The sequence below is a fragment of the Pseudomonadota bacterium genome, from assembly GCA_030859565.1.
Classification (GTDB): domain Bacteria; phylum Pseudomonadota; class Gammaproteobacteria; order JACCXJ01; family JACCXJ01; genus USCg-Taylor.
The window spans coordinates 1-15,934 of the sequence record JALZJW010000089.1 but is presented as its reverse complement, the minus strand read 5'-3'; the positions used below and the strand labels follow the sequence as shown (position 1 = coordinate 15,934).

General features: G+C 59.3%; 18 protein-coding genes. 15 read left to right on the top strand and 3 right to left on the bottom strand.

Annotated features, from left to right (window positions below; translation table 11 throughout):
• Window positions 1-108: 108 nt before the first annotated feature.
• Window positions 109-375 carry a type II toxin-antitoxin system prevent-host-death family antitoxin gene (locus M3436_13525; protein ID MDQ3565108.1) on the top strand — a complete coding sequence of 89 codons (267 nt, stop codon included), beginning with the start codon at window positions 109-111 and terminating at the stop codon, window positions 373-375.
• Window positions 372-797 (top strand): PIN domain-containing protein, encoded by a 426-nt coding sequence (locus M3436_13520; protein ID MDQ3565107.1) that lies wholly within the window; start codon window positions 372-374, stop codon window positions 795-797. Before M3436_13525 ends, M3436_13520 begins: the two co-directional genes overlap by 4 nt.
• Before the next feature lie 175 nt (window positions 798-972).
• Here M3436_13520 and M3436_13515 read toward each other — a convergent pair whose 3' ends face one another.
• The gene (locus M3436_13515) at window positions 973-1,626 is read right to left on the bottom strand and encodes a glutathione S-transferase family protein (protein MDQ3565106.1); all 654 of its coding nucleotides are present in this window, start codon (window positions 1,624-1,626) and stop codon (window positions 973-975) included.
• Window positions 1,627-1,959: 333 nt separating this feature from the next.
• Here M3436_13515 and M3436_13510 point away from each other — a divergent pair, with 333 nt between their 5' ends.
• The 3 genes from M3436_13510 to M3436_13500 are packed head-to-tail and all read left to right on the top strand — an operon-like array spanning window position 1,960 to window position 5,330.
• The gene (locus M3436_13510) at window positions 1,960-2,931 is read left to right on the top strand and encodes an L-threonine 3-dehydrogenase (GenBank protein MDQ3565105.1); all 972 of its coding nucleotides are present in this window, start codon (window positions 1,960-1,962) and stop codon (window positions 2,929-2,931) included.
• Between the two features lie 10 nt (window positions 2,932-2,941).
• Window positions 2,942-4,189 carry an aminotransferase class I/II-fold pyridoxal phosphate-dependent enzyme gene (locus M3436_13505; protein ID MDQ3565104.1) on the top strand — a complete coding sequence of 416 codons (1,248 nt, stop codon included), beginning with the start codon at window positions 2,942-2,944 and terminating at the stop codon, window positions 4,187-4,189.
• 22 nt (window positions 4,190-4,211) lie between these two features.
• Window positions 4,212-5,330 (top strand): acyltransferase, encoded by a 1,119-nt coding sequence (locus M3436_13500; GenBank protein ID MDQ3565103.1) that lies wholly within the window; start codon window positions 4,212-4,214, stop codon window positions 5,328-5,330.
• On the opposite strand, the gene folP is transcribed toward M3436_13500, so the two are convergent.
• Both folP and M3436_13490 read right to left on the bottom strand, forming a co-directional pair.
• Window positions 5,272-6,096: a dihydropteroate synthase gene (gene folP / locus M3436_13495; GenBank protein MDQ3565102.1), complete on the bottom strand. Its 825-nt coding sequence runs from the start codon at window positions 6,094-6,096 to the stop codon at window positions 5,272-5,274. The genes M3436_13500 and folP overlap by 59 nt on opposite strands.
• A complete protein-coding gene (locus M3436_13490) occupies window positions 6,093-6,587 on the bottom strand; it encodes a CDP-archaeol synthase (protein MDQ3565101.1) in 495 nt (164 codons plus the stop codon). The genes folP and M3436_13490 overlap by 4 nt, the downstream gene beginning before the upstream one ends.
• Window positions 6,588-6,909: 322 nt before the next feature.
• On the opposite strand from M3436_13490, the gene M3436_13485 reads away from it, so the two are divergent.
• From M3436_13485 to M3436_13440, 10 genes are all read left to right on the top strand, one after another.
• The gene (locus M3436_13485; protein ID MDQ3565100.1) at window positions 6,910-7,191 is read left to right on the top strand and encodes a hypothetical protein; all 282 of its coding nucleotides are present in this window, start codon (window positions 6,910-6,912) and stop codon (window positions 7,189-7,191) included.
• Between the two features lie 78 nt (window positions 7,192-7,269).
• Window positions 7,270-9,048, top strand: coding sequence for an MFS transporter (locus M3436_13480; GenBank protein MDQ3565099.1), 1,779 nt, complete (start codon window positions 7,270-7,272; stop codon window positions 9,046-9,048).
• Between the two features lie 49 nt (window positions 9,049-9,097).
• Window positions 9,098-9,757, top strand: coding sequence for a DUF480 domain-containing protein (locus M3436_13475; protein ID MDQ3565098.1), 660 nt, complete (start codon window positions 9,098-9,100; stop codon window positions 9,755-9,757).
• Between the two features lie 132 nt (window positions 9,758-9,889).
• A complete protein-coding gene (locus tag M3436_13470; protein MDQ3565097.1) occupies window positions 9,890-10,858 on the top strand; it encodes a serine/threonine protein kinase in 969 nt (322 codons plus the stop codon).
• Window positions 10,830-11,831, top strand: coding sequence for a cobalamin-binding protein (locus M3436_13465; GenBank protein ID MDQ3565096.1), 1,002 nt, complete (start codon window positions 10,830-10,832; stop codon window positions 11,829-11,831). Before M3436_13470 ends, M3436_13465 begins: the two co-directional genes overlap by 29 nt.
• A 517-nt stretch (window positions 11,832-12,348) precedes the next feature.
• Entirely contained in the window at window positions 12,349-12,816 is a 468-nt protein-coding gene (locus M3436_13460) for a hypothetical protein (GenBank protein MDQ3565095.1), read from the top strand.
• Window positions 12,817-12,921: 105 nt separating this feature from the next.
• Window positions 12,922-13,935 (top strand): Gfo/Idh/MocA family oxidoreductase, encoded by a 1,014-nt coding sequence (locus tag M3436_13455; protein MDQ3565094.1) that lies wholly within the window; start codon window positions 12,922-12,924, stop codon window positions 13,933-13,935.
• A gap of 256 nt (window positions 13,936-14,191) precedes the next feature.
• Window positions 14,192-14,821 (top strand): hypothetical protein, encoded by a 630-nt coding sequence (locus tag M3436_13450; protein MDQ3565093.1) that lies wholly within the window; start codon window positions 14,192-14,194, stop codon window positions 14,819-14,821.
• Window positions 14,822-15,093: 272 nt separating this feature from the next.
• Entirely contained in the window at window positions 15,094-15,306 is a 213-nt protein-coding gene (locus tag M3436_13445) for a type II toxin-antitoxin system HicB family antitoxin (protein MDQ3565092.1), read from the top strand.
• A 247-nt stretch (window positions 15,307-15,553) separates the two neighbouring features.
• Window positions 15,554-15,823, top strand: coding sequence for a type II toxin-antitoxin system Phd/YefM family antitoxin (locus M3436_13440; protein MDQ3565091.1), 270 nt, complete (start codon window positions 15,554-15,556; stop codon window positions 15,821-15,823).
• Window positions 15,824-15,934 lie beyond the last annotated feature (111 nt).

Sequence of the window (15,934 nt, the reverse complement as noted above, 5' to 3'; positions counted from 1 at the left end):
TACTGGCCCTTTCTCCCTTGGGCGGTCGCAACCGCACCATTCGAGCGGCAGCCAACGCGGAGCATGCACCCGCGCGTCGTTGCCAAAGTGACCAATTCTAGTCATACTATGACTATGAAGCAAGTCCGCATCGCCGAGCTGAAGGCACGACTGAGCGAATATCTTCGCGTTGTTCGACGCGGTGAGACGATCGCGATCCTCGACCGTGAGACGCCGGTCGCCCAAATTGTGCCTGTCCGTGACCGATCGGCGCTACGGGTCCGGAAACCGGCCCCAGGCACGCCGGCGCCCAATCGGGTCCCGCTGCCCAAACCCGCGAAGCTGCCGGTGGATGTTGTGCAGCTCCTTCTCGAAGAACGCCAGGGCCATCGGTGATTGCCTACGTGGACGCGTCCGTGCTGCTCCGCGTCGCCCTCCGGCAGCCGGACGCCTTGTCCGAGTGGCGCCACATTGACCAGGGTGTTTCAAGCGCTTTGGTCCAAACCGAGAGTCTGCGTACCTTGGATCGCCTCCGGTTGCGCGCCAAGCTCGGAGATGCGGAGGTCGCAAGCCGGCGCGCGACGATCCTAGCTCTCATCGCCTCGCTCGAAGTCGTCGAAATCGATGGGGTCGTCCTCGATCGTGCGGCACAACCCATGCCCACGGAGCTCGGCACCCTCGATGCGATCCATCTCGCGACAGCTCTCCTGTGGAAGGAGACGACCGGGGTGGCTCTCGTCATGGCGACGCATGATGGCGCACTCGCCCTCGGTGCGCAGGCCCATGGCCTGCCGATTGTGGGAGTGCCGCCGGCTTGACCTCTGACAGCTCCGCATCATTCAGATAGGTGCTTGACCCACCGCTAGTATCGGAACGGTCGCTCTCGAGTACTCTTCCTTTCGACGAAAAAGCGCGTTTGTTCTTCCCATACCCTACCCCACCCTACCAGGAAGGGTCTACCCGACGACTTCCAGACTTTCAGCCCGGGCCGGATTAGTTGTTTTGCCAGTGCGGCGGTAGGGTCCGGGCGAAATAAGGGAGGGCTTCGATGCGCCCCATCCAGGCCGTGAGCTTGGGCCCGACGAGGGTACGGATCGCGAGGGCTGGATCCTTGAGATCGGCCCGCAGCGCCAGAGCTATCATGGGATAAAGCGTGAGATCGGCCGCACTCAGCACCCCGGTAAGATAATCGCCGCGGATCTCGCGCTCGAAATGCGCCAGCTCGGCCGCGAGCTTGCCGCGGCCGTCCGCGATCACGGAGCGATCGCGCTCCTCCTCGGCTTTGTGAAAAATCTCCCGCAGCATCCGCCCCATGGCCATGCCGAGATACCAATCGGTCTCTTGGATGAACCGGCGGACGAGGGCCCGTTCGCGCGCGTCGTCCGGGAATAACCGCCCCAGGCCGGCAACGGGATGGCGTTCGTCGAGGTATTCGAGAATGGCCACGGACTCATAAAGGACGAACCCGTTCTCGACCAGGACCGGCACCTTTTGCCTGGGATTGAGTCGGGTAAATTCCTCGGCCTTGAGATCCCCGGCCGAAAACGAGAGCATCTTCAAATCATAGGGGAGTTGTTTGTGTTCGAGGCCAAGCCAAACCCGCCAAGCGGGAGGCGAGCCGGAACCGCAATAAAACGTCATGGACATAAAAACCTCCCAAACATATCGAGCGCCGGCATCAAGCCGTTACCGATCGTGAATGAGCCCCTCGCGGGCCATTAGGCGATTCTCTGTTAGTATTTAGGAGAGTGCAACTTGAGGAAGCTCTGCAAGAGTTACTGCGCAGCCCGTCTGCTTTGTCGCGTGCTCGCTCGTCGCTCGCCTATCTACCTGATATGTCTCGCGACTCGCTCCGCGGCTTCGCGCATCTGGGCTTGCTCGCGACACTTTTGCAGAGCTTCCAGAAATAATTTATGCCTCGCGCTCATGCCGCCGGGACTTTAGGCGCTGGCTGGCGTTGGGGTCGATGAGAGGGCTACCATGGATTTAAATGACCGGCGGATCCTGGTCACCGGCGCGCTCGGGCAGATCGGTTCGGAACTCGTTCCCGCGTTGAGAGCGCGCGCGGGTCCCGCCCGGGTGGTGGCCTCGGATATCCGCATGCCGCGCCCGGACTCGCCCGTCGGCCAAGGCCTTTTCGAGCATGTCGACTGCACCGAGCTTCGCCAGATCCAGGACCTCGTGCGCCGTCACGATATCGGGACGATCTATCATCTGGCCGGGGTCCTTTCGGCCGTGGGGGAGGACTGGCCGCACGTGGCGTGGGATGTCAACATGGGCGGTCTCTATCGCATCCTGGAGGTCGCGCGGCAGAACCGCTGTGTGCTTTTCTTCCCGAGCTCCATCGGGGTTTTCGGCCCGACGACGCCGCGCGAGCGCACCCCGCAGGATACGCTCCAGCGGCCGCAGACGATCTATGGGATCACCAAAGTCACTGGGGAGCTTTTGTGTGATTACTACGCCCGGCGCTTCGGCGTCGACACGCGCGGCCTGCGGCTTCCCGGCATTATTTCCTACGTCGCCCCGCCGGGCGGGGGCACCACCGACTATGCGGTGGAGATCTTCCATGACGCCATCCGTTACCGCCGCTATACGTGTTTTCTGCGCGCCGATACGCGTCTCGACATGATGTACATGCCCGATACGCTGCGGGCGATCATCGCGCTGATGGAGGCCGATCCGGCGCGTTTGCTACACCGGAATGCCTTCAACATCACCGCCATGAGCATCACGCCCGCGGAGCTGGCGCAGGCCATTCGCCGCCATGTTCCGGAGTTCGTGATCGACTATAGGATCGATCCCGTGCGCCAGGCGATCGCCGATTCCTGGCCGCGATCGCTCGACGACAGCGCCGCACGGGCGCAATGGGGGTGGGCGCCCGCCTATGACCTCGAGGCGATGACGGCCGACATGCTCGAGCGCCTAAGTGAGCGGTTGCGGAACCCACCCTGAGACTATGGGCATGCCGCTTGACCGCATTAAACACCGGCTCGCCCAAGAGATCGCCCAGATCGACGCGAGCGGCGCCGCCAAACGGCGCGAGCCGGTCATTACCAAGGTTCTCCGCGCGCATGGCGCCCGTGGCCCGCGCGTCCTAATCGAGGATGAGGGCGAGCGGCCGTTTATCCGCATGAATTCGAATAGCTACCTCGGCATGGCTTTGCGCGAGGAGGTGATCGCGGCCGAGGAGCACGCCGTGCGCGCATTCGGCGCCGGGCCTGGGGCTGTACGGTTTATCAGCGGTACCTACGCGCCGCATGTGGAGCTTGAGCGGCGGCTCGCAGCCTTTCACGGGCGCGAGGCCGCGCTCGTGTGCAGCTCAGCCTATGCTACGGTCATGGGCGTCCTGCCGGTCTTGGTCACGCAGGACACCGCGATCATCAGCGATACGCTCAACCACAATTGCATCATCAACGCCGCGCGCCTCGCGCAGCCCAAGGAGAAACACGTCTTTGCGCATCTCGATATGGCGGCGCTCGAAGCCTGTCTTACGCGGGCGGCGGGTTGCGAGAGAGTCCTTGTGGTAACCGATGGGATCTTCAGCATGCGCGGCGATCACGCGCCTCTCGCGGAAATCAAGAAGATTGCCGCGCGCTTCGATGGCCGGTTCAAGGAGGGCGTGCTCATGATTGTCGATGACTCGCACGGCATGGGCGCAATCGGGGCTACGGGTCGCGGTACCGAGGAGCACACCGGCTCGGGTCCGGTAGATCTCCTGATCGCGACCCTCGGCAAGGCGTTTGGCGTGAACGGCGGTTACGTGGCCGGTGAGCGTGTGCTCATTGATTACCTGCGCGAGAAGGCGCCTTTGTATATCTATTCGAACCCGATTACACCGGGCGAGGCGGCCGCGGCCGTGAAGGCCTTGGACATCGTGGATAGCCCGGCAGGCCGGAGCCTGCTGGCAGGGCTGCGGCAATCGACGCTGCGCTTCCGGCAAGCGCTGATAAACCTAGGCTACGAGACCCTCGCGGGGGAGCACCCGGTCGTGCCGCTGCTCTTGCGCGACACCGCGCGCACCCGGATGATGGTTCAGTATCTCAAGACCCATGGCATCTTGGCTACCGGCCTGTCCTATCCCGTGGTGCCGCGGGGCGAGGAGGAGATCCGGTTCCAGATCTCGGCCGATCACACCAAGGCCGACATTGACGAGGTCCTCGCGGTCCTGGCCGCGTTCCCAGGAGGGTTTGAAGGCGTGATTTGCGCGTGACGAGTCGTCTGAATAGGGCGCCGTGACCGCCGCGCTATCGCTCTATCTGGACCTGGTCCGGTTTGTCGCCGCGATCGTGGTGCTGCTTTCCCATTTCGCCTACACGCGGATCTCGGGCGGCGAGTATTTGATCTTGCGGCGCTTCGGCGCCGATGCCGTCATCGTGTTCTTCGTCCTCTCGGGCTATGTCATCGCCTACGTTTCCGCGGAACGGGAACGCACGCTCGGCGAGTATGCGATCAACCGCTGCGCCCGGCTCTACTCGGTGGCGTTCCCGGCCTTGATCGCCACCGTGATTTTCGACCAGATGGGGCGCGTCCTCGATCCTGCCCTTTACGCTGGTTGGTGGTATAAGGACAGTGAAGCGCTTTGGCGTTTCTTCGCGAACCTGCTGTTCGTCAACGAGTTGTGGTTTACATCGATCCGCCCGTTCAGCAACGGCCCGTACTGGTCGCTGGGCTATGAGTTTTGGTACTACGCGCTCTACGGGGCGTGCTTTTATTGCGGCGGACGCATCCGGGCCGTGCTTGCGGTTCTCATCGCGCTCATCGCCGGCCCGAAGATCCTGATGCTTCTGCCCGCCTGGCTCATCGGCGTATGGACTTACCGCTTCAATCGAAGTCAACAGGTCTCCGTCCCCATCGGTTGGGTATTGTTTCTCTCACCTATACTTATATACAGTTTTATCAAGGCATCCGGGATTGATATCGCGGCCCGCATGGCAACCATGGCCGTCATAGGCCCGGAGTTCGTGATGTCAAAGCTTAAGCACTCGGACGAGTTTCTGCTGAACCATTTATATGCGCTCCTGGTGGCGCTCAACTTCATCGGGATGCGCGCGATTTCCCATTCCCTGGATCGAATCCCCCCCTGGATCGAACAAGCGATCCGCTATTGGGCGGGCCTCACCTTTTCGATCTATCTATTGCACTATCCCGCGCTGCATTTTTTCGCCGCCCTCTACGGCGGGGAGCGTTCCGAACCGCTGACGCAGATCTTGATCCTCTCCTCGACGTTCGCGGCGATCGTCCTCATCGGGGGATTCACCGAGCGGAAAAAACACCTCCTGCGCCGCGTGCTCGCTAGGATTGCCCGAGCATTATCGCCCAAGCTACGTCGGCGGCTTGACGATTGGCCTTGACATCGTGGACACGAAAGTAACGCACGCCGGCAGCGACGCCTAAGGCGGTCGTCGCGCAGGTGGCACCGGCCAGCTCGCGCGGGGTTTGTTCCGAACACACCGCGCCCATGAATCGCTTGCGGCTGGTGCCGAGCAACACGGCGTAACCGGTAGCGGCGAACGCGCCCAGATCGGCGAGCAGGGCGAGGTTGTGGACTTTGGTCTTACCGAATCCGATCCCCGGATCGATGATGATGCGCTCGCGCTCGACCCCGGCCGTTTCCGCCAGCCGAGCGCGCACGATGAGAAACGCCCGCACCTCCCCGACCACGTCCTGATAGTGAGGATCCGTCTGCATCGTAAGCGGCGTGCCCTGCATGTGCATCAGCACCAGTGCAACCCTGCGCTCGGCGGCCAACGCGAACATCCCGGGGTCGTCACGGCCCGCGGATATATCGTTGATGATCGTGGCGCCGGCCTCCAGCGCCGCGCCCGCCACCTCGCCGAGCGTCGTATCGATGCTGATCGCCACCCGATCAGGTAAGGCTTGGCGCAATCGCCGGATCACCTCACGGGTGCGCCGGATCTGCTCCGCCGCGGCGACACGTTCCGCGCCCGGGCGCGTCGATTCGCCTCCGACATCGATAATATCCGCCCCTTCGGCGGCGATGCGGCAAGCATGACGCACCGCCGAGTCCGCATCGGCGTATGCCTCGCCGTCGGAGAAGCTATCCGGCGTGAGGTTCAAGATCCCCACGATGGCCGGGCGTGCCTCGCGCGGGATCATGCGCGCGGGTCGGATTCGGGGAACTTGCGGATCCTGAGCCGGTATAACACCGGCGACACCGCGACTTCCAGGAGAAAAAACAGCGTGACGATGATCGCCACATCGAGGGCGCCGAGGTCTAAGTAGGGGAGCGCGGCCAAGGCCGGAAACAAGGCTTCCGGGATCTGGTCGAGACCGGTCACCGGGCTGCTCGACGCGACACCCATGCGCCGTTTGATGAAGCTCGAAAATAAATCACCGAGCATCGCCGCCGCGGCGATGCAGGCGCCGAAGCTGGCCGAGAGGCCCAGAGCCGCAGCCCCCGCAGCGCTCATGAGCAACGAGGCGAGGAGTCCGCGCACGGTTTTCGTGCTGCCGAAAATCGGCGCGCCGTCGATGAATGTTTTGCCGCCATCGAGCGGCCGGTTGAAGCGTTCGCCGAGCAGTTCCCGGGCGACGATGGGCGCCCCGTTGGCCACGCCCAAGAGGATCAAAACCTGTAATATCACCATCGCCTCGCCTCCTCACGTGGGTGAAAGCGCCATTTTACCTCAAACTTGGACCCATAGAGATAGGTGGGGCGCTCGGTGCTTCCCGCGGCCCCGTAGGTGATTTCCCGTGACCGGCTTGAGGCGTAACGAGGGATTCATTATCCTGGCAGTGATTGGCCCGAACTTTTTTGGTAAATCAACAAGCGGGAGCCGTGCAAAACATGGCTTAATTCACTCGCGGAGATCTGTTATGGAATCAAATTCACCTTCAACCATGCGTATATCCCTTGTCAAGCTCTTCTGGGGAACATTGATAATTGTGGGGGTCGGGGCGGTAGCCATAATGATGCAAACTACCGGACGGCAGCAGGCCACCGACGCCTTCATGCTGACGACCAAGCACCTGAAGGAAAACGCTGCGGCGGAGTGCCCCGTCGCCATAAGACAGTTTCTCAAATCGAACCTCGGTACCGCGGACTACGTGATCAGCGACGGCAGTACGAGCGTGACCTTGCAATGGAAAGGCCCCGCTGGCGGCGAATTCAGTACCGTCGATTGCACTTATATCCTGGATCGGGGCATCGTAAGCCTGGTGATTGACGGTAAGACCGTCGCCTCCAAATAGGCCCGCGCGGCGTTCCGCCGAGTCAACACGGCCCAGGTAGCCCGTTACCTCGCCGCCCGGGCGGCGGGATATTAATGAATGAAACAAGAAAACCAGTTTTCGCTCCTGCGCGAGCGGCGTTTCGTTCCGTTCTTCTGGACCCAGTTCCTGGGCGCCTTCAATGACAACGTCTATAAGAACGCTCTCGTCATCATGTTCGCCTTTCAGGTGACTTCGCTCAGCGCTCAAGATGCCAACACGCTCATCAATCTCAGCGCCGCTCTTTTCATCCTGCCTTTTTTTTTGTTTTCGGCGACCAGCGGGCAGATCGCGGACAAATACGAAAAATCCCGCCTCATTCGTTATACGGTCTTGCTCGAGGTGGGCCTCATGATCCTGGGTTCGGCCGGATTCTACCTCGGGAGCTTGGGCTTGCTGCTGTTCACCTTGTTCCTGGGCGGGGTTCAAGCGGCGCTTTTCGGCCCGGTCAAGTATGCCTATTTGCCTCAGCACTTGAAATCCGAGGAGCTTGTGGGCGGTAACGGCTTAGTAGAGATGGGCACCTTCGTCGCGATTCTGCTCGGCACCGTGCTCGGCGGGATACTCATCGCCGTGGCGAACTGGGGCAAGACCCTGGTATCGATCGCCACCGTGAGTACCGCCCTTCTAGCTTATGCGGTCAGCCGCCGCATCCCGGTTACACCCGCGCCCGATCCGCAGCTCACCATCCGCTGGAACCTGGTGACGGCCACCCGCGATACTCTGCGCTTCGCGCGCCACAATCGAACTGTGTTTATAGCTATTCTCGGGATCTCGTGGTTTTGGTTTTATGGGGCGACGTTTCTATCGCAGTTCCCGAATTTTACCAAAGAGATCCTGGGAGGGGATGAGTCTGTCGTCACCTTGCTGCTCGCGCTTTTTTCGATCGGGATCGGGACCGGTTCCTTGCTCTGCGAGCGTATGTCCGGACGCGGCCTCGAGCTTGGTCTCGTACCGCTCGGCTCCATCGGGCTCACGCTATTCGCCGTCGATCTCTATTTCGCCTCCCGAGGTTTCGCGCAGCCATCCACGCTCGAGTGGACCGCGTTTATCGCGCGGCCCGGGGCTTGGCGCGTGGTGCTTGACCTGGTTCTGATCGGCGTCTTCGGGGGCTTTTACACCGTGCCTTTGTATGCGCTTATTCAAGCGCGCAGCGATCCCACCCACCGTTCCCGCATCATCGCCGGCAACAACATCCTCAACGCGCTCTTCATGGTCATCTCGGCCGGATTCGCCATCGGACTCGGCCAGGCCGGCTTCACGGTCGCGCAAGTCCTACTGCTTACCGGGATCGTAAACGCCTTCGTCGCGCTTTACATCTACACGCAGATCCCGGAATTTCTCCTGCGCTTTATCGTCTGGCTGCTGGTTCACTCCGTCTTCCCCATCAGGAAAACAGGATTGGAACACATTCCTCAAACCGGAACCGCGCTGCTCCGCTGCGAATCCGGCGGGATCTTGGACGCGCTTATCATTGCCGCCGCCGTGCGCCGGCCGATCCGGTTTGTGGTCGCGGAGCGCTGGCTGCGCGCGCCGCTCATAGGCTTTCTTTTGCGCAGCGGCGGTGCCATTGCCCTGCCCGCGGACCCTGCGCAAACGCGGTTCGAGCAGGAGATAGCCGCGGCGCTCGCAGGCGGCGATCTGCTCTGCGTTTTCACCAATCCACAGGCTTCCGCGCTTGTCCGTCCACTCACTGACATCCCCGTCATCGCGTTGGCGCTCCGAGGCCGCTCCGGGATCCAACCCCGGCCGCGAGGTTGGCGGGCGCTGTTTCATACCATCGAGCTTTCAGCGTCGCCGCCCGTCGCGGCGCGTCAGGACTTGTCCACGAGCGAATGATAAAGTGAGTTAGATAGTTATAAAGTACAGGCCTGATCTTAAGTCTACAATGCATAGCAACCTCGCTTTTTACGAAACCCGTGTCATTGGTGCCTTGTTGGAAAAGGAAATCACCACCCCCGAGCAATATCCGCTCTCGCTCAATGCACTTACCAACGCCTGTAACCAGAAAAGCAACCGCGATCCGGTGCTTAACCTCGATGAGGCAACGGTACAACAAACGCTCGACGGGCTCATCAAGAAGCACTTGGTAAGTGAGAAAACAGGGTTCGGGAGCCGGGTTACGAAATACCAACATCGCTTCTGTAATACGGCGTTCGGTGCTTTAAAGTTGTCAGCACAGGAGCTTGCCATCATCGCCGAGTTGCTGTTGCGCGGCCCGCAGACGCCCGGTGAACTGCGCACGCGTGCGGAGCGGCTTGGCAAGTTCAATGATGTGCAAGAGGTTGAAGCCGCCCTGAGAAGTTTGATCGAGCGGGAGGATGGGCCTTTCGTTGCGAAGCTTCCGCGCGAAGCCGGGAAACGAGAATCTCGTTACGCCCACCTATTGAGTGGGGAGGTGCAAGCAGCGGAGAGCGTTGCCGGCCCGGATATGGAAGTCAGTCTCACGCCTTCGGACCACGATCGTCTGTCGGAACTCGAGCAGCAGATCGCCGCGTTGCGGCAAGAGCTCGGTGAGATCAGGACCCTGCTTGACCAACGGACATGATCCCGGCATACGCTGTTTATCAGAATATTGGGCCGCGTTTCCCCAACATTAGTTAGGGATACCAATTTGGCCAGCGTCCCGGTAACGCAAGACACGAAAGCTACTCCTTATAAGCGGCTGACTCCCGATTGCATGCTCGATGCATTGAATAGCGTGGGCTTGCGGAGTGACGGACGCCTGCTGGCGCTCAACAGCTACGAAAACCGCGTCTACCAGGTTGGCATGGAAGAGGGAATGCCCGTGGTGGTGAAATTTTACCGTCCTGGGCGTTGGAGCGATGCGGCGATCCTTGAAGAACACGCCTTCGTGCAGGAATTAGTCGAGCGCGAGATCCCGGTGGTGGCGCCGTTGGCGACCAAACCTTCCGGCGCGGGTCCGCATCCCGCAACGACATTGCACACCTTCGGCGAATTCCGATTTACGCTTTATCCTCGCCAAGGCGGCCGTTCGCCGGAGCTCGATGATTGCAACACCCTAGCGTGGATGGGGCGCTTCATCGGCCGAATTCACGCGGTCGGCACGTTACGGCCGTTCGTCGCACGACCCGCATTGAACATTGTCAGCTTTGGTGAGGAGCCGAGCGAGTTCCTGCTGGCGCACGACTTTATCCCGGCGGATCTCGTGGGCGCCTATCGGACCGTGGTCGCTCAAGCGCTAGACGGTGTGCGGCATTGCTTTGACCGCGCGGGCGAAATCAGAGCACTGCGGCTACATGGTGACTGCTACGCCGGTAACGTGCTTTGGACCGAGGGTGGACCGCATTTCGTCGATTTCGACGATAGTCGCATGGGCCCTGCGATGCAGGATCTGTGGATGTTACTCTCCGGAGAGCCGCTTGAGATGGCGCGGCAGTTGAGCGAGGTGCTTAGCGGCTATGAGGATTTCTTCGAATTTGATCGCCGCGAGCTGCATCTCCTAGAGGCATTGCGCACATTGCGCTTGATCCATTACTCCGCGTGGATCGCCCGGCGTTGGCAAGACCCAGCCTTTCCTGCCGCATTTCCGTGGTTCAATACCCAGCGTTACTGGCAGGATCGCATCCTCGAGTTGCGCGAACAAATCGCTGTCATGAATGAGCAACCCATCGCGTTATCGAACTGAAATGGAAAAAGACTCGCCGATGCGTCCGATGCGCATTGTGTCGCTCTTACCTGCTGCTACCGAGATCGTGGGCGCCCTGGGCTTGATGGATTCCCTCGTCGGGGTATCGCACGAGTGTGACTATCCGGCGACGGCGAACGAGAAGCCACGGGTGACGCATTGTGCGATCCACCAGGCGGGCTTGCCGAGCGCTGAGGTAGACCGCTGGGTACGCGAGACGCTCGCCGCGACAGGTTCCCTCTATACACTCAACGAGGCGCTGCTACGCGGGTTGCGCCCGGAGGTCATCGTGACCCAACGCCTCTGTGATGTCTGCGCGGTTGGATACGGTTCGGTCGCAGCGTTCGCCCGGTCACTGCCCGAGCCACCGCAGGTGGTAAACTTGGAGCCCGCTGGTCTGGCGGATATCTTGGAGGATATCCGAAAGGTAGCGGCAGCGCTCGGGGTGGCCGAGCGCGGTGAGGCCGTGGTGAGCGCGCTGCAAACACGGATAGAGCAGGTACGTGCTCGCGCTGCGAAAACAAGCGATCGGCTCCGCTGCTTTTTGATGGAGTGGATCGACCCGCCATTCTGCAGCGGGCATTGGGGACCGGAGCTCGTGGAGATGGCCGGGGGCGAGGAGATCCTCGGTAAAAAGGGGGAAGCCTCAAGACGCATCCTCTGGGAGAGTGTGCGCGAGGCGCAGCCCGAAGTCCTGGTAATCGCGTGCTGTGGATGCTCGGTGGCGCGCACTTTAGATGATTTGCCTCGCTTGCAACGCGCAGCCGGGTGGGAGGGGTTGCCCGCGGTTCGAAGCGGCCGGGTCTATGTTGTCGACGGGTCCGCTTATTTCAGCCGACCCGGCCCGCGTATCGTCGACTCCTTAGAAATCCTGGCGGCCTGCCTTCATCCGGCCCAGTTTCCCGAGGCGCGCGCCAGATACCCGGACGCGGTGGTACGCATCGCCGCGGGTGGGCAGGTGGCAGCCTGGTGATGGCGCGCACGAGGCACTGGTCGCTCGAAGCAGTGGCAAGAACAGCGCCTATGGGGAACCTCGAAAAATACCCTCTCCCACTGGGAGAGGGCTAGGGTGAGGGATGTAAATAATTGATTTTAATACCCTCATCCCAACCTTCTCCCGAAGGGAGAAGGAGACTTTGAGTTATTAGAGGTTTCCTATGCTTTGCGTGTGCTTCGCGAAACCGACGGCATCGAGGTCGTGGCGGCTTGCCGGCCGCAGTCAGCACCGAGTCGGGAAGGGTCGCTAGGCACGCGTTGCGCGAACACTTGCTCGAGGCCGTGCTCTGCGGATCGAGCAGGGGCGGTTTATTGATGGGAAAATTTGGTTTGCTAAAAACCCCCTCAGGTGCATTCCTTGGCATTGTGGAGTTCCCGATCAGCCGGTTATACGATGACCGCCGTGATTATACACCAATCCGTTCATTGGGTTAGACACCGGATTAGACACCTATTGGTGTCGGATTCTAGTTAGGCCTTTTAGGAGAGCTTCAATGGGATCGATCACTTGTGCAAATCTCTTGGCGATGACAATTTCTTTCGTTTCGCTCCTTGTAAGCCTGGGTGTCTTGTTTATTCATCGCCGAAATACTAAGGCGACAATTGAGCAGCGGTTAATTGAACGAGAAAACAAGATTAATGATGCGTTTGTCACATTTGAAGTACGGGGACCATTTGCACACCACCTTAGGATTCCCAACGACCAAGTAAAAGGCTATACCGCAAAGGCTGTAATGCTGCTTCACCAGATTAACTTGCTCCGCGAGGTCTTTCAGCATCGTGACATCCTATATGCGGGCACGGTTGAGGCCTACGAGAGTTGGGCCAGAACAATTCTGCGCCCTTGGGTTGAGGCAGACGACCACTTACGAAGCACGTTCAAGCTTATAATCGAGACACAAGACTCCAATGATCCCCAATTTATTGCCAAGCTTAAGGAGCTGCTTCCAATATGGACCTAACTTTAGGCTGCGCCGCACTCGCGGCCAGCGCCGCTCGTCGGCGCGCGTACCATACTAGGCCCAGCTGGTGTCCTACCCGAAGTGCTCCCGAACACAGGAGTTCCCATGGTTCAGAATCCTGACAACGTTCGTGAAACGGTTAACCTTGGTATCATCGGACTCGGTCACATTGCTGACGCGCAGCTTGGAGCACTGTCCAAGCTCCGCAACTTGTTCCGGCTCGTGGCGGCAGCGGATCGAGATCCAAGCGTCTCTGCCAAGCTTCCTCTGGATGCTCCGGATATCGAGTTTTCCACCAACCACGATGAACTCATTGCGTCGCCACGCATCCGTGCCGTTCTTGTATCGACGCCACTTCGTACACACTATGAGGTAGCCGCGGCTGCCCTCAAACACGGGAAGCACGTACTTCTTGAGAAACCCGCCACGCAGGACATGCAGAAGTTCGATGAACTGGTGGGCCTTGCTCGCAACGCAGGTGCGCGATTTGTGGTGGCCTTTCATGCGGCCTTCGCGATGGACCTGTTATGGTTCCTCCAGGACTACAATTGGAAAGACGCCCATGGGGACATACAGGGCATTCGCTGCTCGTTTTCCGATCCGTATATTGAGAATCCAAACGCAATCTCGCGGTTCTCCTCCCTGGGGGGCAGCTGGACTGATAGCGGTGTTAACGCACTCAGCGTGGTGGCCCACCTCATTGACCCAGGTTCCATCAGAATAGAAGAGGCGCTTCTCACGCGTCTCCCGGACTACCGTGGGGAAGTACAGGGCACTCTGTTCTTTACCTTCCCGACTATTCAGGGTGCTCGGGCAGGCAAGGGCTGCATCGACACGAACTGGTGCCTTGGTCAGAACAGGAAACGCACCTACCTGTACTTCAATGACCCCAATGTCGAGGTCGTCCTTGATCACTCAGCCCAGAAAGTATGGCTGGTTGATCGCGACGGGAAAGAGAAGATCCTGCAGCAGTTCGAGGGTGACCGTATGATCAATCATTACCTGGGGGTCTTCCAGCACTTCTATTCCTGCGTTTCCAAGAATCGAGATAATCTCGAAGTAGCGAGGCCCATTCATCGACTGCTGTTTGCGGCGGCGCAGGGCATTCTGCGTCCCTAGTGCCCACATGCCCAGCGAGCCTAACTCGCGCAGGAAGAGGACAGGCTTACGTACAAGCAATTGGGGGCTTGCATTTTTGCATTCCCGGCCTAACTTGCCAGTGGAGTCGGACCCGCCGAGTTCGAGGCGCCTTTAAGCAGGGTGGCTTCGTTGAGGTCAGGAGTGTCATTACGTTCAGTGGCTTCGTTCTCGGCGGGCCGCTCACTATGGACGCTAGGAGCGATAAACACCAAATAGTTTCAAAGGCGGATTAATCATGAATTCATCAGACTTCCTTCTAGAAGATTACAAATTAAAAATTCAATACTTAACAAAACAGTTCAATAGAATGTGGAATCGATTCAATTTCTTCATTTCAATTGAATCAGGGTTTGTCGGATTCATGTTACTTCCACTTAGAAATGACTCATCTAATTCGTCTGACAACGCACTGTATTTTGTCGTTGTTGGCATTTTCATTTCTTTGATATGGTGGATATTCGGAGCACAGGATAGGGCAGTCGTGAAGATTTACCGAAGTGCTGTTAAAAATGCAGCGAAGAGAATTGCCGCAGTTGTTCAGGACCTCGACAAAGCGGATTACGATGCCCAACGAGATTTTGTGGGCAACACAGAAATCCTGTTAGTAAATAATAAGCAATTCAATCCGATTGAATGGCGTTGGCGAAGGATTAGTGTCACAAGGTTAGCAGCCTTTTTTCCATTAACCATTTTGTTTCTGTGGCTGGTGGCTGCCTTGTTTTTTCCCCTTCCACTTGAATTAAGGGAATGTCAATCATGCAATACGCTTAAGAAGGCAATTATAATTTTACTGCTCGCTTTAAACTTTAGTGCTATTAGTCTCGGGATTGCACGTTCTGGCGATGAAAGTACGGCCAACGGTTAAAGGGGCCAGCATCGATATATCTGCGATATACCCAACGCATGCCCCGCCGCCCGCGTGTTCACATCGATGGAATACCCTTGCATTGTGCAGCAAGCGCATATTATTAGGGGACAGCCCGAGTAGGGCGGAACCGTGAAGCGGGTTCCGCCGGATGTGTGCGGCCACCATTCGGCGCATTACGGCTATCGCCTAATGCGCCCTACTCGGGCTAACAAGCCACTGAACACGGGCGCCGTCGATAGCGGTCATCACAGATTTGTGAGGAGATGCGAATGAAGGACACGTATACCGCCGTAGTCAAGAAATCAGATGACTGGTGGATTGGCTGGATCGAAGAGGTTCCTGGAGTCAACTGTCAAGAGTCCTCGCGCGATGAATTGATCGAGACCTTGCGCATTACGCTTAAGGAGGCGCTGGAGTTCAACCGCCGTGAGGCGATTGAGGCAGCAGGAGGAGGCTATGATGAAGAATCTATCGCCCTATGAAGCGGGGCGAGTTGCTGCGTCACCTAAGGGGTTACGGCTGCGATTTACTGCGTGAAGGTGGGTGGCATTCCTGGTGGCACAACCCGAATAAGAACAAGCGCTCCTACCAGCCGAAGCCGAGTTAAGCGGTTGCGCGGGCTCGCCCGACCGCAGTACCGGCTCATGGTCGAGGAGGTGCGTGTGTTTTACGATGTTGCAGGCTCGACCGTTGAGGTATTGGCGATCGTGCCAAGCCGGAGGCAACCACATGGCTCGCCCAGTTCGGAAGTCCCAAGTGAAGGAAGTCCCTCTGTCCGAGGTCAAGAACGACCTGTGTCGCTTTCTGCGTGAAGCCGAGACACAGGAAATCGTCATCACGCGCCACGGCAAACCGGCCGGGGTGCTCATCGGTTTTGCGACGGAGGACGACTGGTTTGATTACCGGCTTGAGAACGACCCGCGGTTCTTGCAGCGGGTCGCGCAAGCACGCCAAAGCCTGCGCGCCGGCCGAGGCGTCAAATTGGGAGACGTGAAGTGATAACGCGCTCTAACCGCGCGGTCGAAAGCGACGCGCGGCAAAAGCGGCCGCGCGCGCTTCACGACGAGCGTTGGCCAGAGCTGAAGTCCGCGGTGCAGCGCCAGGGAACAC

Excerpts from the sequence above, each read along its gene's own strand:
- M3436_13525 (MDQ3565108.1), top strand. The coding sequence starts at position 109 with ATGACTATGAAGCAAGTCCGCATCGCCGAGCTGAAGGCACGACTGAGC.
- M3436_13515 (MDQ3565106.1), bottom strand. The coding sequence starts at position 1,626 with ATGTCCATGACGTTTTATTGCGGTTCCGGCTCGCCTCCCGCTTGGCGG.
- M3436_13510 (MDQ3565105.1), top strand. The coding sequence starts at position 1,960 with ATGGATTTAAATGACCGGCGGATCCTGGTCACCGGCGCGCTCGGGCAG.
- M3436_13505 (MDQ3565104.1), top strand. The coding sequence starts at position 2,942 with ATGCCGCTTGACCGCATTAAACACCGGCTCGCCCAAGAGATCGCCCAG.
- folP (MDQ3565102.1), bottom strand. The coding sequence starts at position 6,096 with ATGATCCCGCGCGAGGCACGCCCGGCCATCGTGGGGATCTTGAACCTC.
- M3436_13490 (MDQ3565101.1), bottom strand. The coding sequence starts at position 6,587 with ATGGTGATATTACAGGTTTTGATCCTCTTGGGCGTGGCCAACGGGGCG.
- M3436_13485 (MDQ3565100.1), top strand. The coding sequence starts at position 6,910 with ATGATGCAAACTACCGGACGGCAGCAGGCCACCGACGCCTTCATGCTG.
- M3436_13480 (MDQ3565099.1), top strand. The coding sequence starts at position 7,270 with ATGAAACAAGAAAACCAGTTTTCGCTCCTGCGCGAGCGGCGTTTCGTT.
- M3436_13475 (MDQ3565098.1), top strand. The coding sequence starts at position 9,098 with ATGCATAGCAACCTCGCTTTTTACGAAACCCGTGTCATTGGTGCCTTG.
- M3436_13470 (MDQ3565097.1), top strand. The coding sequence starts at position 9,890 with ATGCTCGATGCATTGAATAGCGTGGGCTTGCGGAGTGACGGACGCCTG.
- M3436_13465 (MDQ3565096.1), top strand. The coding sequence starts at position 10,830 with ATGAGCAACCCATCGCGTTATCGAACTGAAATGGAAAAAGACTCGCCG.
- M3436_13460 (MDQ3565095.1), top strand. The coding sequence starts at position 12,349 with ATGGGATCGATCACTTGTGCAAATCTCTTGGCGATGACAATTTCTTTC.
- M3436_13455 (MDQ3565094.1), top strand. The coding sequence starts at position 12,922 with ATGGTTCAGAATCCTGACAACGTTCGTGAAACGGTTAACCTTGGTATC.
- M3436_13450 (MDQ3565093.1), top strand. The coding sequence starts at position 14,192 with ATGAATTCATCAGACTTCCTTCTAGAAGATTACAAATTAAAAATTCAA.
- M3436_13445 (MDQ3565092.1), top strand. The coding sequence starts at position 15,094 with ATGAAGGACACGTATACCGCCGTAGTCAAGAAATCAGATGACTGGTGG.
- M3436_13440 (MDQ3565091.1), top strand. The coding sequence starts at position 15,554 with ATGGCTCGCCCAGTTCGGAAGTCCCAAGTGAAGGAAGTCCCTCTGTCC.